Origin of the sequence: Gymnodinialimonas phycosphaerae, assembly GCF_019195455.1 — a bacterium.
GTDB lineage: Bacteria > Pseudomonadota > Alphaproteobacteria > Rhodobacterales > Rhodobacteraceae > Gymnodinialimonas > Gymnodinialimonas phycosphaerae.
Window position 1 is genome coordinate 2832690 of record NZ_JAIMBW010000001.1, and the last position, 21623, is coordinate 2854312.

The window sequence follows — 21623 nt, forward strand, 5'->3', positions numbered from 1 at the left end:
GAGACCCAGCGCGCGGCTTTCACAAGTCACACCTCGCCCCAGAGACGCGCATCTGCCTTCGCGAAGTAGCCCGGAAGGCAGACACCCCCTTCAAGATGTCAGTTGCTGAAAAGCACCGGGATCTCTGCGTGGCGCAAGAGCCCGCTGGTCACCGCGCCAAATACGAAATCATAGGCGCGCGAATGGCCAAATGCGCCCGTCACGATCATGTCCGCTCCATTCTCGAAGGCACACTTCAACACCGCCCCGGCAATACCGCCAGAGCCCGCCTCGACATGCGCCATCTGCGCCCGCAATCCGTGGCGATCGTACATGGTGGCCAAGTCCACCAACCCATGGTCCCTCAGCTCGTCGGCCGACGCATCGCCTACACGCAGGACGCTGATCTCTGCGCCACTCTGGGCCACGTTCAAAAGGTCATGGGCGCCGCGCGTGGCCTCCCGCGTTTCGCTCCAGCCCAGGACAATGCGTTTGCCGACGTCTGTGTCGGTGAAGTTGGGCGGTACGACCAAAACCGGCCGTCCAGATTCACGGATCACGCGGGCCTGCACCTCACGGTTCTGGTCCTCGGCCTTGGTGGCGTTGGGCATTACGACGACATCCGCCGCCCGCGCGCTTTCAATGATCCGGTCGACGATTGTCGTCGAAGACGCCTTGAGCAACCGCCATTCTGCCACGATGTCTTCATTGTCGGTGTGCTTGTGAAATATTTTCTCGATGATGGCCGCCTGCTCCATCTGGGCCTCGGTATGCCTTGCGTAGACCTCAGGCGGCAGATGAATCGCAACGCCCGGATATACGACCAAGGCCTCCAGCGTATGCAGCGCCACCAAATGCGCGTTGTGCGCCCGCGCAAGCGACACGGCGCAGGACATGGCGGCCTCTGCGCTTTCGGGGTCAATCAAACAAACCAAGAGTGTTTTCAAAGCCATCGGTCGCCTCCCAAGCGAATTCCCAAGGCCGCAGGAGTGCCGCCCGGATGAAGGCTAGCCCAAGCCGCGCGCATGGCGATTGATCCCGATCAACGCCCTGCGAAGCGTTCGCGCGTAGGGTTTCAATCGAAAGCGGTGGCTCGCGTGTCACCACCCCCTAGAAACGGAAGTGCGCCATGAAAGATCCTGAACTCGACGTCCTTATTAGCCAGCTTGAAACCCGCTCCGATCTGTCGATTGCAGAATTCGATGCGGTGATCGGCGCGTTCGCATTCCTGCTTCCCGGAAAGCTCCCCGAGCATGTGGCAACGCCCCAGCGGGCCGCGACAACCGATGGGGCCATGCTTATCGCCGATGAGGCGTACCCGAATTGGACCGTCCATATTCACGGGCGCGCCAATGACCGTGACGGCCACTGGCACTGCACCCTGCGTGAAAGCGATACGCGCGATAGCGACGCGGCTATCGGGTCAGGCCGATCGGCGGTTCTGGCGCAGGCCATTCTGGCGGCAACGCTGCGGTTGACGATGATCTTGTCGAAGAACGAACCAAGCTCCTGACGGGCTACTTTTCCGCGGCGGCCACGTTGCGCAGAACCTGCACGAAACTGTCGGGCGTGACCGAAATGCTATCGATCCCGAAGGCGACCAAGCGCTTGGCGTAGTCGGGATCGTTACTGGGGGCCTGGCCACAGAATCCGGCCTTGGAGCCCACCTTGTGGGCCTCCTGGATCATCCGTTCGATCATCCACAACACCGCCGGATCATCTTCCCGGAACAGCGGCGCCAAGGCATCCGAGTCGCGGTCGATGCCAAGGGTAAGTTGCGTCAGATCGTTGGAGCCGATGGAGAACCCGTCGAACCGTTCTGCAAACTCGGCCGCGCGCAACACGTTGCTGGGGATTTCGCACATCACATAGACCTGCAGACCGTCACGGCCCCGTTTCAGTCCATGCTCTGCCATGACGGCCAGCACGTGGTCCGCTTCTTCGGGCGTGCGGCAGAAAGGGATCATCACGACGACGTTGTCGAACCCCATGCGTCCCCGAAGCCGCGCGATCGCCTGGCATTCCAGCGCGAATCCATCGCGGTATTGGTCCGAGTAATAGCGCGAGGCTCCGCGAAACCCGATCATCGGGTTTTCTTCATCCGGCTCAAAGTCACGCCCGCCCAGAAGTTCGGCGTACTCGTTGCTTTTGAAATCGCTCATCCGCACGATAACGGGCTTGGGATAGCAGAATGCAGCAATCCGCGAGAGGCCTCGCGCAAGGTGATCGACGAAATATTCGGGCTTGCTGTCGTAGCCGGCCGTCAGCGTTTCGATCTCGGCGCGGACGTCTGGATCGCTGACCCGCTCGAAATGCGCCAGCGCCATGGGATGCACGCGTACCGACCCGTTGATCACGAATTCCATCCGGGCCAGACCCACGCCGTCCACCGGCAGCCGCCACCAACGGAGTGCGGCACTTGGATTGGCGAGGTTCAACATCACCTGCGTTTGAGTCTCGGGCAGGGATTCCAACGCCTCTTCCGCCACTTCGATCTGCGAGATGCCTTCGGTAACCACACCTTCTTCGCCGCCCGCGCAGGAGACGGTGACATCCTGTTCATCGTGCAAAACATGGGTGGCGTTTCCGCAGCCCACGACGGCGGGCAGGCCCAATTCGCGGCTGACAATGGCCGCGTGGGACGTGCGGCCACCGTGGTCCGTCACGATCGCGGCGGCGCGCTTCATGATCGGCACCCAATCGGGGTCCGTCGTGCCGGTGACAAGAACCGATCCGTCAACGAAACGCGCAATATCCGCAGCACTTTCGATGATCGACACGCGCCCGGCCACGGCGGCGCTGCCCACGCTGAGGCCAGTCAAGATCGCCGGTCCGGGATCTTTCACCGTGTAGGACTTCAGCGTTCCCACATCGGCCCGTGATTGCACCGTTTCAGGCCGTGCCTGCACGATGTAGAGCGTTCCCGTGCCACCATCGCGCGCCCATTCCATGTCCATCGGCTGGCCGTAGTGATCGGCAATGATCTTGGATTGCCGCGCGAGGGTCAGGATCTCTTCATCGCTCAGTACGAAGCTCTGACGTTCTGCCTTGGATGTGGCCACGTTGCGCGGCGTGCCGTCGCGATCATGGATCATCTTGATTTCCTTGGCCCCCATACGCTTTTCAAGGATCGGGGCAAGGTCGGGTTTCTCCAGAAAGGGCGTGAAGACCTGGTATTCATCCGGGTCCACCGCGCCCTGGACGACGTTCTCGCCAAGGCCCCAGGCCGCGTTGATCAGCACCGCGTCGGGAAAGCCTGACTCCGTGTCGATAGAGAACATCACCCCTGAACCGCCCGTATCGGCGCGGACCATCAACTGCACGCCTACTGACAGCGCCACCTGGTCATGGGCAAATCCCTGCATCTGACGGTATGAGATCGCTCGATCGGTGAACAAGGACGCATAACACCGCTTGCAGGCGTCCAGAAGCGCGTCGCCTCCGATGACATTCAGAAACGTTTCCTGCTGCCCCGCGAAACTGGCGTCAGGCAAATCCTCTGCGGTGGCGCTGGATCGCACCGCGACGGGCACGTCCACACCGCCTGCGGCCTGGCCCAGGGCGCGATACTCTCGCAAAATCGCCTCTGACGTGGCGTCGGGCCAGGCACCCTCAAGAATAAGGTTGCGGATCGCTGATCCGGTGGCTGTCAGGCTGGCGCGTCCGGCGGCAAGGGCGTCCAGCTGATCGGTGATCTTCTTGTTCAGACCATTGGCCACCAGGTAGTCGCGAAAAGCATCTGATGTGGTCGCAAATCCCGGCGGGACCAAGACGCCCTTCTTGCCAAGAGCGCCAATCATCTCACCCAGCGATGCATTCTTTCCGCCAACCAGTCCGACATCGTCGCGTTTCACGTTCGAGAAGCTGATGACAAGGGGAAGCTGGGTCATGATCTGAATCCGGTTCTGTGGTGATACACTGAAAATGACACGCAGACCGCGCCTTCGATTGATGTCTGTCAGTCCGCACATGGATTTGACGGGATTGAGGGGGCGCGGCGTCACGAGGACCTGCGACGATCCTAACTTTCCTTAGTTTTTCTCCCCCGCATCGCAGAGGGACACGGGGCAACACGCAAGGCCGGCAGATGGTCGAACAGTCGCGTGGTGGATCAAAAAAGGAGGGGGGAGGTTTCTGCCCGTAAGTCGCGTGCAGCGAAGATGCGAATAATTCTTTTGGGCGCTCGGGACGTGTCCCAGAAACACGAATCCCGGCCTAATGGGCCAGGCTTTCGCATTTGATTTGGTTGCGGGAGAACGCAACAGACGATCTCTGCACGCCGTACCCCAAAACAAAAAAACCTCCGCGGCGGTGCCAGCGGAGGATTCGCAATTATCGTTGGTGGCAGGGGCTCGCAACTCACGAGTTCTGCGGCTTGTCGAGAGAGCGGTCCTGCGGCTTGTGGCATGACATTGGCTTTCGCGACTGGTTGTTGCGCAAGACTCGCCTTGTGCGCGCTTGTGCCCGAGAGTTAGGTGTCACAAGTGTCCGGCGCACTCGGATTGCACATCCGCCCTGCTAACGGTCTCAGGTCGCTGCTCTTTCATTCTACCCCTCCAGAATCGAGCCTCTTCAATTGGAGATGCGATCTAACTGCTTCAGGGTTTTTAGGTGCGAGCCAATAAGCGCCATAGCGCAAACTCAATGGCGAGTGCCGACGTAGCACGTCGCGCAATCTAAAGGCCTTATGTCAGATTTAACGGACAATGCGCTGGTCTGTGTGCCCGGCCAGCAATACCAAGCTCCCGGCCATGGCGTTGTTGGTACGCGAGGATGTCAACTTCTGCCAGAGATTACCTTCCCGTGCACCTCGCTCGTCATCTTTTCAATGCACTCGCTGAGAACCCGCGTAAGTTCCGTCGGTTGGGTTGAGCGCCCCCCAAGATACGGGCAGAGATGAAGGCCGTCGCGGCCAAGCGCCGCCGGTTTGGCTACTGGCGGATCGGTGTGATTCTGGAGCGCGACGGGATGATCATGAACCACAAGAAGCTCCATGGGCTTTAAGGGATGAGAAGCTGGGTGTCAGGCGACGACGGGGTCGCAAAAGCGGCCGTGGCACGCGGATACCGATGCCTGATGCGCCGAGACCAAGTGAAGCGCTGGACGCTGGACTTCCTGGCCGACACCTTCGGCGCATCACGCAAGTTTCGCATCCTCACAGTGAGTGATAACTGCTGTCGCGAGAACCTGTGCCTGATTGCAGATACAAGCATATCAGGAGTCCGTGTGCCGCGGGAGCTGGATGCGCTGATTCGGCGCTACGGCAAGCCCGCGTGCATCGTCAGCGACAATAGCACAGAGTTCACCAGTCGGGCGATCCTGTAATGGGCGAACGATAACGGAGTGGACTGGAACTACATCGATCCGGGCAAGCTTCAGCAAAACGCCTTCATCGAGTCATTCGATGGCAGACTGCGCGACGAGTGCCTGCACGAGGAGATGTTTGACAGCCTGGACGATGCCCGCAGAAGGCTGGTGCTCTGGCGATACAACTACAACAACGTCAGGCCGCACTCATTGCCCGGCAATCAAACGCCCGCGGAAACGCGCCGTACGCTTGAGCAATTTGGCGGCTCCGCGCACGGCGCGCTTGCCCAAAACGACCACAAAGAATATGAAACCCAGACCCACAAACTCTCGTTACGAACGAGGAAACAGCAGGGCGTAGATTACTTATACTCTCTGCTGCAAACTCTTCTCGCCGTTGCTGTCCTCCAATCTCACTAACACGTTATCTCGGCGCCAACGACACCGGCAACAGCTTGATATTCTAATACCAGTTTATTCGCGAAATTCGTCTAGCAATAACCGAAAAATAGAAAATAATAAAATAGTGGCCGTCCCCACCAGACTGTACGTCATCAATGCAGAAAACACCGACGCCCCAAGGTAGAGGGCCACAATTGTGGCAATTATACCGGACGTGGCGCCGATAATGAGATAGCCAAGTATCATGTTCGCATCCATTCTCAGTGAGGCAACTTGAAATTATCAGTGGCCTGTAACAGCGTGTTCGGTTCTTTCTGAAGCACCACGAAAGCAAGCTCGCCATTTCGCATGGTCGTTACTGTCGAAGTGCTAAGGCGTAGTTCATCGGCGAATCGCTTAGCATCACCGGAGTGAACACGTCCTTATGAGCCTCGCGGGAAGTGCCCCAGGCATTGAGTTTAGTTGAAGGTTGTTTGATTCAGCGGCAGCAATCGCAGCATTCAGACGGGAATCAGAGAATGGCAAGCGGAGTGTCGCGTCGCATATTCTCTTACGGTCAAGTCCTAGATCGTCATGGCGAACCATCTCAGAAACCGCGATAACGACGATGTCTAAACGCCTCTTTCTAAGATTCGAGAGCGCATCAGTGGCTTCGGCCAAGCCATTAAACCGATCCAGATTCACAAAAAGAAAGCTCGATGACAGCTGCCCTACTGTTTTGAGCTGAAAATCTGACAACCTTGAGTGGCACGATGTATTCACGAAACCCAAAACCCTCAAGCTCTTTCGCAGCTTAATAGTATCGGTATATGTGAAACCCACTATAATTGCATTCTTCTCCTGGTACATGCTCTTCTCCATTTATTCTTAGCGATACAGATGATTTTCACTCTTGGAGTGGTAAAGAGAGAAAATTCTGTCCGCCCCTTTTTTTGTTTAAGCTAACCTTTCGGCGTCACTAGCGACCCCAAACGTCGAGAAGCCACCAATTAGCAAACTAAAGTGGCTCGAAGCCATTCGCATCAACGCGCTGCAACTACGTTGATGCAAAAGACCTCGAGCCGAGTTTCTCCGCCCAGGGCAGGGCGAAACACAGAATATGGTACATTGGGCTAGACGCGGCGTGCATTTAACTGGGGTCTCGGTCAATGCGAACACCATCGTCAGAGTATCCTGTACGAGTATTTACGTACTTTCTCCGACGCGCGGCAATCTATCTAAAGATAAATAGCGAACCCGTTCGATATCAGCTTAGGTCAAGCCGGCTCGTTCTTCCAAATTGCTCAAGGTATGCAATGTTTTCTGAAAGCAACCGCGCCCAAGGGGGGGGCGGAGGGGGGGGCGACATGAGCACAAACTAGGGGAGCACTTTTCTCAAAGCGCTAGGGCTAGTGTGGTGAGTTTGTTCCGATTAAAAACTCAATTTACCGTCTCACAACGTAAATAAAATCCAGGCCCGTTCCAGGAAGCATGTCGAAAATATAAGGAATGCCCTCGAAAGCAATATCTCTGCACGCATCCCGTCTAAAAACAAACCAGTCTAGCGTGACGCCGAACCCCTTCACCATTGATGAAAGGGCTTCCAAACCCAGTACGCTTGCCCCCGAGCGGAGCATATACTTTTCAAGGGTTCTTTTGGGTACACTACTGCGCTCGGCCATATCAGCGGTCGTCCAACCCGTCTTGTTCATGAGGTGTCGGAGACGAGTTGAGATACAGATAAGCTCATGCTCAAATCTGGGTTTGTCAAGTTGCCCTATTTGGGTATTTTGATCCTATGATGAAGCATTGTTTCAGCACTCGGTTTGTGGCGGATTCGCGTCGCGAATCCATGGCGCTAGACGTGCTGCGTGAGCAAACCATTTCCCGCCCGCTATCGCACAACGAACCGGTCCAGCTACAACGCATCGCCGCGGAAGCGGGGGGCTTTACTGATCTGGGTAGACAAGGACATGACCTGGCTTGCGCCGCGTGAAGGGCAGCCGGGACGGCCAACGGTGTTTTCCGATGCGGCCGTATAATTCTGCCTGTCGATCAAGGTTCTCTTCAAGCTCCCTCTGCGCAGACCGCGGGGATCGTGGCGAGCCTGCTGAAGCTGGCGGGGTTGGACTGGCCCGTGCCGGATTTCTCGACGCTGTTCCGGAGGGAGAAGACCCTGACCGTTCAGATGCCCTATCGCCGTTCGGACGGTCCGCTGAACATTCTCGTCGACAGCACCGGGATCAAGTTCCTGGGTGATGGCGACTGGCAGGCCCGCAAGCACGGGGTGCAAGCCCGGTGCCAATGGCGCAACGTCCATCTGGCCGTGGACCCGGCCACATCCGACATCTGCGCCGTGGAATTCGCCCCCAGCCGCGACGGCGACAGCCCCGTGCTGCCCGACCTGCTCGGCCAGATTCCCTGGGACGAGCAGATCGGCGCGGTCACCGCCGACGGCGCCTATGACACGCGCCGCTGCCAAAAGGCCATCATCGAGCGCGACGCAGTTCCGATCATCCCGATCCGAAAGAATGGGCGAGCGTGGAAAGAAGACTGCCCTGCGGCGCGCGCCAGAAACGAGACGCTGCGCGCCAAACGGCCTTATGGCCGAGCGCTTTGGAAGCGCAGGAGCGGATACCACGCCCGCAGTCGGATCGAGGTGAGGATGCGCTGCCTCAAGGCCTTCGGAGAGCGCATCATGGCGAGAGACCCAGACCGCCGAAATCCAAATCCGTATCGCACTCATGAACCACTTCAACGCCCTAGGCACCGCAGATATCGTCCGCGTGGCATGACGTCAGTGGGGTAAGGAGAACTCACGCCTCAGACGAAGGTAGTGCAAAAACGCCTCTGCACGGCCGCTGTGACGGGAATGCCGAGTAAATGAATAGGAGTGGTTCGACGAATCTAAACAGTTTAGTTAGGTGGCTTCTCTGCCCGGTAGTGCATCGACCCAGTGTAATCCACTCAGATTGAGCCACTAATGCATATACCTCAGCTGGCGTTTTCATGTCCAACGCCTGATGTGAGCGCTGGTTGTTGTCACAGCTGATCCAAAAACCGACCACGAAGAACATGAAAACCAGACCCGCAAACTCTCATTATAAACGAGGGAGCATCAGGGGGCAGGTCAAACACAGTAAGAACTCTGTTTTCTTGTGAGCCGCACTTGCTTGGCACGAAGATCGACGGCCGATGCTCGCATCGGCCGTCATTTGGGACTTGGTTAGTTTTGCAGACTACAAAAGGTTTCTCACCCTTTGAGTTGACGCGTCGGCTTCCGGTTCATCACAACTACCGTTCCAGCGATCACCGCTAAGAACCCAAGGCTCGTCACCACTGTCCCCAGACCAAGCCCGCCGTAGTCCGAAGGTTGGTCGCAGCGCCAGACGTTTATCGAGGCCACGACAACGAGACCTGCAAGCACCAAACCGCCCATGATGCGACGCCACCGTCATGCTCTGGTTGTGTGTCCTGACTCTAGGCATTCAGTCTCGACCTCTCTCAGACCAAGGTCCCGTCCGCAAGTCGACCAAGCGTCGAGGGCAATCCGACCGCGATCTGGCACCACTATCACAATCAGGCACCCGGCGCTCATGCCGGGCGGGAACAAGCTGAGGGAACTGCATCATGTCGGACAAGGCCAGCAAGAAACGCGAAAAGGACGCCCGCGTCGCGGGGCTCACCAAGGGGTTGCGCTCCGTAATGCTCTACCTGTTCGGCATCTCGGGCATCATCAACATCCTGGCGCTGACCGGTGCCTTTTACATGATGCAGGTCTACGACCGCGTGCTGCTCAGCGGCAGCGTGCCGACGCTGGCGCTGATCTCGCTCTTTGCGCTGGGGCTTTTCGCCTTCCAGGGAGGGCTCGACGTGATCCGCTCCCAAATCCTGCACCGGATCGGGGCGCGCTTCGACAACCAGGTCGCGCCCGACGTTCACCAGATGACCATCGAGATGCCGCGCTACGGCTTCTCCATCGGCGAAGCGCTGGAACGCGGCCGCATGGTCGACACCTTGCGCAACTTCTTCGGCAGCCCCGCCCTAGTGGCGATGCTGGATTTCCCTTGGATGCCGATCTTCGTGGCGTTCGTCTTCTTCCTGCACCCCTATCTGGGTGCCCTGACGGTCGGCGGCGCGGTGATCCTCACTCTTATGACCATCATGACCGAGGTGCTCACGCGCAAGGCCAACCGCGATACCAGCCGCGCCGCCGCCTACCGCAGTTCCGTCGCCGAGGCCAATGCCCGCAACGCCGACGTGATCCGCGCCATGGGCTTCTCGGGCCATGCCATCCGCCTGTTCCGCGATGCTAACGAAGCTCACCTCCGTCTCCAGGCCGGCTCCAGCGACATCACCCGCACCATCGGCGCGATCTCCAAGGTGCTGCGCATGATGCTGCAATCGGCGGTTCTGGGCCTCGGCGCCTACCTGACGATCATGGGCGACATGACGGCCGGTTCGATTATCGCGGCCTCCGTCGTCTCGGCCCGCGCGCTTGCGCCGATCGATGCGATCATCGGGAACTGGAAAAATATCATCATGGCCAAGAACGCCTTCACCAAGGTGCGTGAAACCGTCGCCGCCCTGTCCTCGTCGCCCGAAAGCATGGAATTGCCCGACGCGACGGAAAGCTTTACGGCAGATGCGATCACCGTGGTCGCGCCCGCGACGGGCAAGGTGATCCTCGCCGATGTCTCGCTGCGTATCGAAGCAGGCCAGGCGCTCGGCCTGATCGGCCCCAGCGGCGGCGGAAAATCCTCGCTGCTGCGGGCGATGGCCGGGGTCTGGCCGGTGCTGCGCGGCCATGTGCGTCTGGATCAGGCCGATCTCGGCCAATGGTCCGAGCAGGCGATTTCTCGCAGCTTCGGCTACTTGCCGCAGGATTACACTCTGTTCGACACCACAGTCGCCCGCAACATCGCGCGCCTTGCCGATCCCGAGCCCGAAAAGGTCATCGCGGCAGCCAAGGCGGCGGGTGTGCATGACATGATCGTGGCGATGCCCGACGGCTACGAAACCCAGCTCGGCGCGAACGGCACGAACCTGTCGGGCGGCCAGCGCCAGCGTATCGCGCTTGCCTGTGCCCTCTACGGCGACCCTTTCGTGGTCCTCCTCGACGAGCCCAACTCGAACCTCGACGCCGATGGCGAACGCGCCGTCAGCGAAGCGATCGCCTCCGTCCGGGCCCGTGGCGGTATCGTCATAGTCGTGGCCCACCGGCCCAGCGCCCTCGAAAACGTCGACCTCGTCGGCATCATCCAGGACGGCGCGCTGGTCCGGATCGGGCCGAAATCCGAAATCATGAAGGTCAAATCCACCCCGGTCACCTCGGCCCGCCCGGCACCCGCTGCGGCCCGTGCCGAAGCAAAGGCTGTATCATGATCAACGTTCACGCAAAGAACGCACAAGCGTCAGAGGGCAAGGCACGTCTCGACGAGATGGCCGAGCTCAAAGAAAACGCACCCTCGACCTCGAACCGCAAAATCCTCGCGAGCATGGGAAGCCTCACGGCCTTCCTCGTCTACATGCGGTCCTTCTGGTCACCCGAGACGGCGCAGGCTCAGACGCTCGACGGCCTCGATGGAAAGATCAACGCGGACGAGCTCGAGATTTGCGAAATCCCCGATGTCGGAGCCTGGCGGGCGGAAATGGCCCTTGCCTTGCCCAAGAAAAAACAGACCGAGCTCAAAGATCCCAAAGCCCTGGCCGCCCTCGAAGGTCAAGAGACGGCAAGCGTCAATAACGGCCACTTGTTCCTTCAGGACGGGCCCGAGGTGAATTTGCCCACGCTGTCGCGGATGGCGCCTACCAAAGTGACGCCGCTGTCCTTTTCGCTCGACGGCGGGGCAAAGGCGCACTCCTCGTCTCATCCTTTCGAACACGCCAAATCCCAAGCGCACGGCGTCGCCGCACCCGGCGGCACGTCCGGGACGGATGACGGAGACGAGCAATTCCCCACCGATCCCAACCTCGTGACGCCGCCCGTGCCCGAGCCAGCGCCATCCATTCCGCAACCCGGCACCGAGCCGCCTCTCGATGACGACGTTTGCAACGGCGATGACGACTGTCAGCCGGGTCAGGGTGTTAACAACGGGCAGGTCGGCGCGGACGATGACGATTGCGGTTCCGACAGCTGCGCCGACGCCGCTCAGGCGGACGACTGCGACAGCTTCGAAGACAGCACGCAGGCCCAGGACGATTGCGACACCTACCCCGTGGATGGGTGCGGCGACGACAATTCCCCGACCATCGCGCTCGAACTGGTAGAAGGAAGCCTTCTCGCCGATTTCCTTTTCGGCACCGATGCGGCCGAGGAGATGCTGGGCCATGACGGTGACGACCGGATCGAAGGCATGGGCGGCGACGATGCCATCATGGGTGGCGCCGGCAATGACGATCTGAGCGGCGGCGCGGGCGACGATCTGCTCATAGGGGAAATAGGCGACGATTTGATGGACGGCGACGCAGGCGATGACCTGCTCATCGGCGGCGAAGGATCGGACCATATCCACGGCGGCGAGGGCGATGACCGCATCCTCGGCGGCGCGGGCGACGACGTCCTCTACGATGGTCAGGGGCGCGACGTGCTCCTGGGCGGGGTCGGGGACGACACGATCCATCTCACCCTCGACAGCGAGGTCGACTTCATCGACGGCGAAACCGGCGCAGACCGTCTCGACCTATCCGCCGCCCTCGTCAGCAGCAGAACAGACATCGCCCGCAGCGAAGTCACGCTAGATGACGGCCCCACAGACAAGCTTTCGGGGATCGAGATCTTTGTATCCGGTTCGGCGGAGGACGAATTCGACTTCTCCGGTCTTGCCGCTTCCGCCAAGCCGGACGATGCGCCGATGTTCTTCCAGATCACCGATTTCGGTCGCGGCGACACGGTCCGTGCCACCGGGGAATTCTCCCTCGCCTTCGACGATCTCTCCGATGATGCGCTTTGGCCCAGCGCGCCAGACGAGGTCTCCGACCTCGAGGCGCGCATCCGCGAGACAAGCGGTGACGGCGCCGATGCCGTGCCGAGCCGCCTCTCGTTCAGAACCGCGACCGAGGAAGACATGGTCGCGCGCGTGATCGACTTCGATTTCGACGGCGACGGGCGGGTCGATCTCACCGTCACCATCCAGAACGAGCCGTCCCAGGATGCGCTCCCGTTCGCAGAACAAGCCTGAACAAGGAATGACGACATGAAACTCAAAACCACCACCACCCCCGCGGACCAGCCAATCTATTCCATCCGCGGCCGCGTCATCGGCGGGCTGTTTCTGACGGGCCTGCTTGTCACCGGCATCTTCGGCTGGGCGGCGCGTGCCGACCTCGCCGGGGCCGTGGTTCTGACCGGCGAAGTCGCCGTCGACCGCAACCTTCGGGTTGTGCAGCATGCCGATGGTGGCATCGTTCAAGAAATTCTCGTCAGTGCCGGCGACGCCGTCGAAGCAGGCGACGTTCTTATCCGCCTCGACAACACTGCCGCCTGGACCGAGCGTGCCATCCTTCATGGCCGCATCGCCGAATTCTCGATCCGTCGGATGCGGCTCGAAGCGCAGCGCGAATTGCGCGACAGCTTCGATCTACCCGAAGGGCTCGACGAACTGGTGACCCCCCGCGCGACGATCATGTCGATCTACGCCGGCGAATTGCGAATCTTCGAAGGCGGCATCGCCTCATATCGCAGCCGCCGCGAACAGTTGGAACTTGGCATCCAGCAGGTCCGCGCCGAAATCGAAGGGCTCGAAGCGCGCCTTGCCGCCAACGGCGAGGAAATCGAACTCGTCTCGACCGAGAATTCCCGCGTCGAGGAATTGGCCGGCCTGCAACTGACCGCGCGCAACGCCGTCTTCTCGATCAACCGCGAAAACGTGCGGCTGCAAGGCGAACGGGGCGATATCCTCTCCATGCTCGCCCGCGCGCGCAGCCGGATCAGCGAACTGGACCTCGACATCCTCGCGATGGACGACCAGGCACGCACCGATGCGCAGCAGGAACTGCGCGAGATCGAAACCCAGCTGACCGAACTGAACGAACGGCGCATGGTCGTCGAGACGACGCTTGCGCGCACCGACATTCGTGCTCCGATCGCGGGCCGGCTCAACGATCTCAACATCAACTCGGTCGGTGGGGTCATCTCGCCCGCGGAAATCCTCGCCACCATCGTGCCCGAAGACGCAAATCTCGTCTTCACCGGCCAGGTCCCTGTCGTGCAGATCGAACAGGTAGAAGTCGAACGTCCGGCCCGGTTGCGCTTCTCGGCCTTCGAACAGAGCGCAACACCCGAGATCGCGGGTATCGTGGAATACGTGGCCGCCGCCGCAACGCGGGACGAGGCGACGGGCGGCGATTTCTACGACATCCGCATCGAGGTCGAACCCGAGGAACTAGCGCTGCTCGGCGGGCGCGAATTGCGGCCCGGCATGCCCGTGGAAATCTACGTGACCACCAGCGAACGCACCGCGCTGTCCTATCTGGTAAAGCCCTTCCGCGACCAGATCGCGCGCGCTTTCCGCGAACGCTGACACTCGCGCCCTGCCAGCCACGATCATGGGTGCCGCCGGCCTGAACCGGCGGCACTTTCATCCCCCCGAGCCCCCCCTTCGCCCGGCCCTTCCCGACCAGGCAGCGGCAACAGGGCCACAACCCACAGAAATCTCCGAAAAACGCGGCACGGCTTTGTTGCACAAATCAGCTGATTGGATTCACTGTGTGAATCTAGCGCTGTAGCTCAAGGGCATGAGCAGCTGGGCACCCACGAAACACTAGACAAAGAACTGGTCGTCCAATGAAAGTTTGAAACGGCGCGGTTTGTTATCGATCTGGTCTGTCTCCAAGATGATTTGGACGCCACCACCAAGCGGCAAGCGGGGTCGGCCACAGCAATTCAATGATGCCGCCATTCAATCCTGTCTGACGTTGAAGATCCCGTTTGGCATGCCGCTTCGCTAGACAACTGGATTCGCCCAGAGCCAGCTGCGGCTGGTCGGACCGGATCGGGTTGCGCAAGTCTTCAGCACTTTATGTCGCCGCCAGAAGACACTGAACGTGAGCCTGCCGTATCGTGATTCCAAGGCCTCACTGAAACTCCTCGTCGATAGAACGTGGATCAAAGCTGAAGGTAAAGGAGAGTGGAATGCACTCAAGCACGGAGGCTCCAAGCGCCGCACCTGGCGTAAGATACACATAGGAATCGACGAAGAAACGCTGGACATTCGGGCCGTAGAAGTCACTGGCAGCAATATCGGTGACGCACCCATGCTACCAAAACTTCTGAACCACGTCCCATCCGATAAGGACACCGCCAGTGTCACCGTAGACGGGGCATATGATACTCGGGAATGCCATGAGGCGATTGCGGCGCAAGATGCCCATGCGGTGATCCCGCCGCGCAAAAATGCCACGCTCTGGAAGCCGACGAGTTACGAAGCAATTGCGCATAACGATACGGTCAATGCACAACGATATTAGGCCGGCCCCTTTGGCGACGCTGGAGCGGATATCACCGCCGAAGTTGCGTCGAAACCCAAATGCACTGTATTATACTACTCGGCCAATCGTTGATGGCGAGAGCCTCCGATAGGCGGGTCGCAGAGATCCATGTCCGTATCGCAGTCCTCAACCGCTACACTGCTATTGGCATACCCGCCGCTGAGCCCCTGGGCCAAATCCGTCTGGGGCAAGGAAAAGAACGTCCTGCATCCGATATGTGCAACAAAACCTATATATGACCTGCCTCATTTGGATGTCGGGGCACTCTTTAATTTTGCAGCGCTCTAAAGATACAGAACTACTTAATGTATTCATTTGGGGCTGAGCTCGAATCGTGTTCTTAATCACGAAGTTAAGAAGGCGCAGATTCGGAACCAGGCATTGCTGCCCAGGTTCGATTGGCTCTAGCAAACCAAGATTAGAGTCTAAGATGCGGCATATGAACTGCGCTCGAAAGCTGCGCGATGGGCCAGCAAGGGGGACAGAAAGGTGTCAAAGGTTCTGATTTATTCGAACCAGGTCTTCGTCAGAAAAGGCATCCGGTGCTTTCTCGATACGCAGGATGATGTTCATATTTCGGGCGATGCCGAAGTTCCGGAAGGCCGCGCACTCGATTCCGAGGCAGATGGAATAGATATCGTTTTGCTCGATCTTTCCGGTCTCTCCAATCCTACCGAAACCATTCGCCGGCTCCGGCGCGCGATGAATGACGCGCGCATCGTGGTCCTGTGCACCGTCAGTACGACCGATTATGCCGTCGAAGCGCTCGACGCGGGCGCAGCGGGGATCATTACCCACTCCTGTCAGCCCACGGAATTACGAATCGCGATGTCGCGCATCCTAAACGGCGACAATTACATCCAGCCCGATATTGCGATGGACATATTCCGCGAGTTGCGCGCCAAAGAGGCACAGCGTTACGAGGCGGAACGCCTACGCCTGACCGTGCGTGAAAGCCAGGTGATCAGTCACCTGATGCAGGGTAAGACGAACCGTCAGATCGGAGAGAGCCTTTCTATCAGCGAGAAAACTGTGAAGCACTACGTAGGGGTGCTGAAGGAAAAATTCTGTGTCGCGAACCGGCTCGAAATTGTGTTGCATGCCCAGCGCCTTTCGCTCTAACCGCAGATCGCACCACGACGCTTTCCGCACCAGAATACAGCATCGCTACTGTAAGGCGCATTCGTCCGCGAGCGGGGCAATTTTGCTTGCCGACCAACGGACATTTCAAAGTTCGCAGCGAACCGCGATCGAACCGTCACTCTCGCCTACCCGCCACCCTGCGCCGCACTACGCGGTGGCTTTGAGCGGCGGGGCACGGCCCCGTATCCGCAAACTTCCGAAACTTTAGCCTACTGGATGATCCCGCATGGTCTCGATGTCCGATCCCGAACTGAAAAACACCGCGGCCCCGGATGGAATGCGCTTAAGTCCCAACACCATTCCGGGCAAAATCTGGATTTTCCTGTGGTCGTTGCGGACACGGGTGTTCATCATGCTGCTGGCTGCGATCCTGGCTTTCGGGGCAGGGCTACAATATTGGAACTACCGGATGCTGTTCCAGAACGAGGTGCGGCTCGCCGATGACAAGCACCTTGTCACAGCCACGCATCTGGCCTTGTCGCTGTCGCGCTATTCGCGCGATGTTAGCCTCGTCTTCGCGCATTGGGCAAGGAATGTCAGCGAAGCCGAAAGCGCAGGAGTGGCCATCGCCGAAGATAGCGGCCTGCCCGTGGCGATGGATATCGACGGGTTCGCGATTCTGTCCTCCGACAACACCGTCGAAGCCAGCTTCAGCACGACGAGCGAACCGCTGGCCCTGCCCCCCGACGAGGTGATCGAAGACCTGCGCATTGGCAGCAACACGCAGCTGCATGGCGTCCAGTTCTCTAACCTGCAGCGCATCGGGGACGACAGGTATTTCATCCTCGGCTACAACCTCGCAGGGGGCCAGATCGCGATCGGCTATCTGAACGTCAACTATATCACGGACGTGCAGCAACGCGTCCAGTTTGGTGAACTGGGCCATGCCGCGATCTTCGATGCGGCGGGCGTGACAGTCGCGCACCCGGTCCCTGCCGTCGAAGAAAACATGATGAATGCCGCGGGCATTCCGGTCGTCGCCCGCATGCTGGCCCGAGAAACAGGGGTGGGGCAATTCTATTCCCCACCAATGAATGCCGACATGATCGCAGGTTACACCTATGTCCCCGAAACCGGCTGGGCGGTGATGGTGCCACAGCCGATTGACGAATTGTCCGCCTCCGTCGAAGCCAGCTTGCGCAGCACCAATATTTTCATCATCGCCGTGTCGCTTGCTCTGGCGCTGTTCGGCTGGGTCATGACACGCGCGCTAGTCCGCCCTATCGACCGCTTCACCACGGCGGGCCTCGAGATTGCAGCTGGCAATTTCCTCGTCGACCTGCCCGAGCGGGAAAACTCCTCGCTCGAAATGTCGCGCCTTAACCAGGCGCTTAAGACCATGGTCGGAAGGATTCGCGGCTCCAGCGAACGTCTTCAGGCCGCGCTCGAGATCGAAGAGGTCGAGAACAAACGCAAGAGCGATTTCCTCATCATCGCTAGCCATGAATTGCGCAATCCGCTTTCCGGTGTGGTGGGGATGCTCTCGGCCTGCAGGGAACGGACCGACGAGCCCGAACTGACCAGCTACCTCGAGGTGGCCGCCCGTTCCGCGACGCAGCTCAGAAGCGTCGTCGACGAGATGACCCATTATGCAGAGGAACAGACCGACACCTTGGCCATCAACGTCGATAGTTTCGACCTTGGTCAGGAACTCGCGCAGCTCGCCACGATCTACGGTCAGCAGGCCGAGACGGCGGGCCTCGCTTTCGACTTCACTCCGCGTCCCGAGATCGACGAGGTCATCGTGACCGACCGCTACAGGCTGTTCCAGGTGGTCGCAAACCTGCTGGACAACGCGATCAAATACACCGCATCGGGCGGTGTCACCCTCGATGTGGGCCTGCATCCCGATCCCGATCCGGATGCGATTGGCGACTGGCTGTATGTCCGGGTGACCGATACGGGCATCGGGCTCGACCCCGATGCGATGAAACAGATTTTCGAACCCTTCTTCCAGGTCGAGGGTTCCTACTCCCGCGCCCACAATGGTTTGGGCCTCGGCCTCGCGATTTCCAAATCCATCGTGGATCGGCTGTCTGGCTATCTCCATTGCGAAAGCGAGCCCGGCAAGGGAGCCACCTTCAGCCTGCATGTTCCCATTCAGATCATTACCCGACACTGAAGGGGGCTGCCGTGCAGCAACCACGAAAGCCTCCATCCACGGCAACTCCGCCTCGAAATCGCGGATTTCTGCTACAAGTTGCCGCAAAGATAGTGGAAAGGGGTTCATTGAACGTGGACAGCAAGCCGGGAATGAGCTACGATTTTCGTGCCTAGGGGAAGGTCAAGAACATGCAGGTTGAGGTCGAAAAAAAGATCCTTGTCGTTGACGATGACGCCACCAATCGCCTCGTCGTCCGCGTGCTTATGGAACTGCGTGGACATACCGTAGTTGAAGCAGCCAGCGGCCATGACGCTCTGGACATCATCGAAGCGACTGATTTCGACGTGATCCTGATGGACCTAAGCATGCCGCAAATGGACGGTTTCGAGACGACGCTCCATATGCGTAAGGGCAAGCATTGCGGTTCATACAAGCCGATTTTCGCGCTCACCGCCCACACAGACCGCTCCAATTTCGAGAAATGCATGAAAGCGGGCATGAATGGCGTGTTGGGAAAGCCCTTCGACTCCGGCGGCGCAGATCAGATTCTGACCCTGCTCAACAGCCCGACCAGCCATTCCCCGAGCTAAGCGCGCAGGGCTCGGGCCCTGCGCTACGAAATTGTGTTTGCACGCCAGATCTTACCCGAATATCCAATCGGAAAAGGGCCTGTCCAGCTCTGACGCCGTGTCGTTGGCGAATTCATGTGCCTTGTCGTATGCAAGATCGCCTACGAGTGTCCCCAACTCCAGACCGGCGGTATTGCCATCCTCGAAATGGATGCCGCCATAAAGGCGTGATAATCCGGCTTCCTGCGCGGCGCTGTCGAAATCGGGCCAATAAAGCGTCAGGCTGTTTTCTGGGAAAGTGGTGTCGAAATCGCTGCCTTTTGCCGGAAGTATCGTCCCGACGCCAAATGCCGTGTCCCCGGTAAAGCTCTCGAGCACAGACGCAGCAGCACCCGAAAAAGTCGAATGCCCCGACACATATTCCGCGAAAGGTGGCGAAAAATCCCCAGTCGGCGATTGGTAGGTCACGAAATTGCGGGCAAGGATCGTCTGGCTCCCAAGGCTTGCGCCAGTGTCGGGGTCATACCCTGCGAAGGCATCGATGACGTAGCCAGTCTCGTTGGTGAGGACATCAATGCCCGGAGATCCGATCAGGCCCAGATCACCAAGATCGCGGATCGCCTGCACGGGGCGGGCATAATCGTAAACGACCTTGGAATCCCAGGCTGCGATTGCAGCGTCGAGCATGGCATTGCCCATGGCGAGAAACAGCTGCGCATCGGTGGCGGCATCGTGTCCGTCTCGCGTGGACACAATTTGGGCAAGCGTCATCATCGTGCCCGGCGGATAGGAAGTGCCGGAGCCGTCCTCCCAGAATTCGGCGATGGCGCGGTCCTGGACGCTCAAGTTGGCGCTGATATCGATAAGCTGTTCGGCCTGCGCGATGAAGCCCGGATTGATCACCACGCCCACCAGCTCCCGCGTCACCGCAAGCTGGGCACCTGCCGGATAGTCTATACCGCCAATGATGGCGGGCAATGCAAGGGTCAGAGTGCGCGTCGGAATGTCGATCTGTGCATCCGCGAAGCCTTCCATGAAAAAGGGTTCCGGAGCTGCTGGCCGGAACGCCGCAAAATCGGTCGTGCCGTTGGGGTTTTTGGGAAGCGCGAAGGGTTCGAGCAGCGGGAATTCCGGGCTCAGGAACGTCTGCAGCTCGCGGCCTGCGGGCGTGTCGCGCCATTCCGGTGTCCAGGCGTCGATGACAGTGACCTCGTCCGGGTTCGAGTTCTGGGGCGTGTAGCGTGCTGCAGGGTCCTGGGCCACGCGCGCCTGCTCCTGCAGACGAAGCGCCATGGCATCGCTTGCCGCATCCTGCCCGATCAGCGCGGCATCGCTGTCATCTTCGTCGGGCTCAAGCCCTAGGCGTTCGTGCATGACCATGTCCAGCAGGGAGCGATGATCAGGGAATAGCGTCGACAAGACCGTGTAGCCGGCGTGATGCATCGCCTCTTCGACGGATCGGGGATCGGCTTCGTGAAGCTCGATATTGTCGCCACCGACATCGAGGGAGACGCGCAGAGACTGGCCGTCATAGGCGGCAAAGGCATCGTAGATGGCGGTGTGCAGGATCGAATAAACCCGCGCCGCATTGGTCGGCCCGAACTGGGTTTCGATCACGAGGTTCTGTACGATCTGGTCCCAAAGCACGCTTGGCGTCGGGTCGGTGGTATTCACCTTTGTCCTTGCCAGACCATCGGAAAACACCAAAGGCGTTTTACCCTCCTCGATGGAATTGGCGAGCGCGTCGACGGAAAAGACATGACCGCCAATATCGATTTTTTCGATCCGCTTGAGGCTTGTTTCCTGCCCAGTGATGCGGTCAACGAGAACCAGCTTTTCGCCATCGACATGCAGGTCCGCTTCCCAGAAGGCATCGCCCAAACGCACGAGGTCTTCGCCCTTGCGCCCGTCGACACGAGCCGTGGACCAGGATGTCAGGTCGAATTCGTCGTCCTGGCCGGTGCCCTTGATCTTCTTTGGGGGCAAGGCGGGCCGATCGAATTCGATGTCGTTTTCCTCGAGCCCATCCCGGAACTCGTCGATCCGGTCATCGATGTCGTCGTCTTCGGCAAGGGCTTCAGCGAGTTGCGCCTGTACGGTGGCAAGGTCAATCTTGGACGCAATGGAATTGGCGAGCGCGTCGACGGAAAAGACATGACCGCCAATATCGATTTTTTCGATCCGCTTGAGGCTTGTTTCCTGCCCAGTGATGCGGTCAACGAGAACCAGCTTTTCGCCATCGACATGCAGGTCCGCTTCCCAGAAGGCATCGCCCAAACGCACGAGGTCTTCGCCCTTGCGCCCGTCGACACGAGCCGTGGACCAGGATGTCAGGTCGAATTCGTCGTCCTGGCCGGTGCCCTTGATCTTCTTTGGGGGCAAGGCGGGCCGATCGAATTCGATGCCGTTTTCCTCGAGCCAATCCCGGAACTCGTCGATCCGGTCATCGTTGTCGTCGTCTTCGGCAAGGGCTTGAGCGAGTTGCGCCTGTACGGTGGCAAGGTCAATCTTGGACGCATCCGTATGAAATAGTTCCCACAACGGAGAGGCTGGATCGGATGCAAGCGCAAGAAAGAAACGAGGTGACATCGGCGGCGCCTCCCGAGGCATAGTTTTTTTGGATTGGTGGGGCAAGACGGCATCGGCCCCCC

Annotated in this window: 10 protein-coding genes and 3 pseudogenes; 10 read left to right on the forward strand and 3 right to left on the reverse strand. The window is 59.4% G+C overall.

Annotation, left to right across the window (positions count from 1 at the left end):
• Positions 1-98 precede the first annotated feature (98 nt).
• Positions 99-932 carry a universal stress protein gene (locus tag KUL25_RS14060; protein WP_257893514.1) on the reverse strand — a complete coding sequence of 278 codons (834 nt, stop codon included), beginning with the start codon at positions 930-932 and terminating at the stop codon, positions 99-101.
• 176 nt (positions 933-1108) lie between these two features.
• Between KUL25_RS14060 and KUL25_RS14065 the strand changes: the two genes are divergently transcribed.
• On the forward strand, positions 1109-1492 hold the full coding sequence (locus tag KUL25_RS14065) for a hypothetical protein (protein ID WP_257893515.1): 384 nt from the start codon (positions 1109-1111) through the stop codon (positions 1490-1492).
• A gap of 4 nt (positions 1493-1496) precedes the next feature.
• Here KUL25_RS14065 and ppsA read toward each other — a convergent pair whose 3' ends face one another.
• Positions 1497-3869 carry a phosphoenolpyruvate synthase gene (gene ppsA / locus KUL25_RS14070; protein WP_257893516.1) on the reverse strand — a complete coding sequence of 791 codons (2373 nt, stop codon included), beginning with the start codon at positions 3867-3869 and terminating at the stop codon, positions 1497-1499.
• Positions 3870-4857: 988 nt separating this feature from the next.
• Here ppsA and KUL25_RS14075 point away from each other — a divergent pair.
• The 9 genes and pseudogenes from KUL25_RS14075 to KUL25_RS14115 all read left to right on the forward strand — a co-directional run.
• Positions 4858-5622: pseudogene (locus tag KUL25_RS14075) on the forward strand (IS3 family transposase); the annotation flags it as partial.
• Positions 5623-7538: 1916 nt separating this feature from the next.
• Positions 7539-8462 (forward strand): annotated as a pseudogene (locus KUL25_RS14080) (IS5 family transposase).
• An 835-nt stretch (positions 8463-9297) separates the two neighbouring features.
• On the forward strand, positions 9298-11052 hold the full coding sequence (locus KUL25_RS14085) for a type I secretion system permease/ATPase (protein ID WP_257893517.1): 1755 nt from the start codon (positions 9298-9300) through the stop codon (positions 11050-11052).
• A complete protein-coding gene (locus KUL25_RS14090) occupies positions 11049-12848 on the forward strand; it encodes a calcium-binding protein (protein ID WP_257893518.1) in 1800 nt (599 codons plus the stop codon). The genes KUL25_RS14085 and KUL25_RS14090 overlap by 4 nt, the downstream gene beginning before the upstream one ends.
• 15 nt (positions 12849-12863) lie before the next feature.
• Entirely contained in the window at positions 12864-14189 is a 1326-nt protein-coding gene (locus KUL25_RS14095; RefSeq protein ID WP_257893519.1) for an HlyD family type I secretion periplasmic adaptor subunit, read from the forward strand.
• A 271-nt stretch (positions 14190-14460) separates the two neighbouring features.
• A pseudogene (locus KUL25_RS14100) lies at positions 14461-15395 on the forward strand (IS5 family transposase).
• Between the two features lie 250 nt (positions 15396-15645).
• Positions 15646-16278 carry a LuxR C-terminal-related transcriptional regulator gene (locus KUL25_RS21865; protein ID WP_257893520.1) on the forward strand — a complete coding sequence of 211 codons (633 nt, stop codon included), beginning with the start codon at positions 15646-15648 and terminating at the stop codon, positions 16276-16278.
• Positions 16279-16525: 247 nt separating this feature from the next.
• Complete coding sequence (locus tag KUL25_RS14110) at positions 16526-18421, forward strand: sensor histidine kinase (protein ID WP_257893521.1); 1896 nt, start codon at positions 16526-16528, stop codon at positions 18419-18421.
• 170 nt (positions 18422-18591) lie between these two features.
• On the forward strand, positions 18592-18993 hold the full coding sequence (locus tag KUL25_RS14115) for a response regulator (protein ID WP_257893522.1): 402 nt from the start codon (positions 18592-18594) through the stop codon (positions 18991-18993).
• A gap of 51 nt (positions 18994-19044) precedes the next feature.
• Here the strand turns inward: KUL25_RS14115 and KUL25_RS14120 are convergent, their stop codons facing one another.
• Positions 19045-21561 (reverse strand): vanadium-dependent haloperoxidase, encoded by a 2517-nt coding sequence (locus KUL25_RS14120; protein ID WP_257893523.1) that lies wholly within the window; start codon positions 21559-21561, stop codon positions 19045-19047.
• Positions 21562-21623 lie beyond the last annotated feature (62 nt).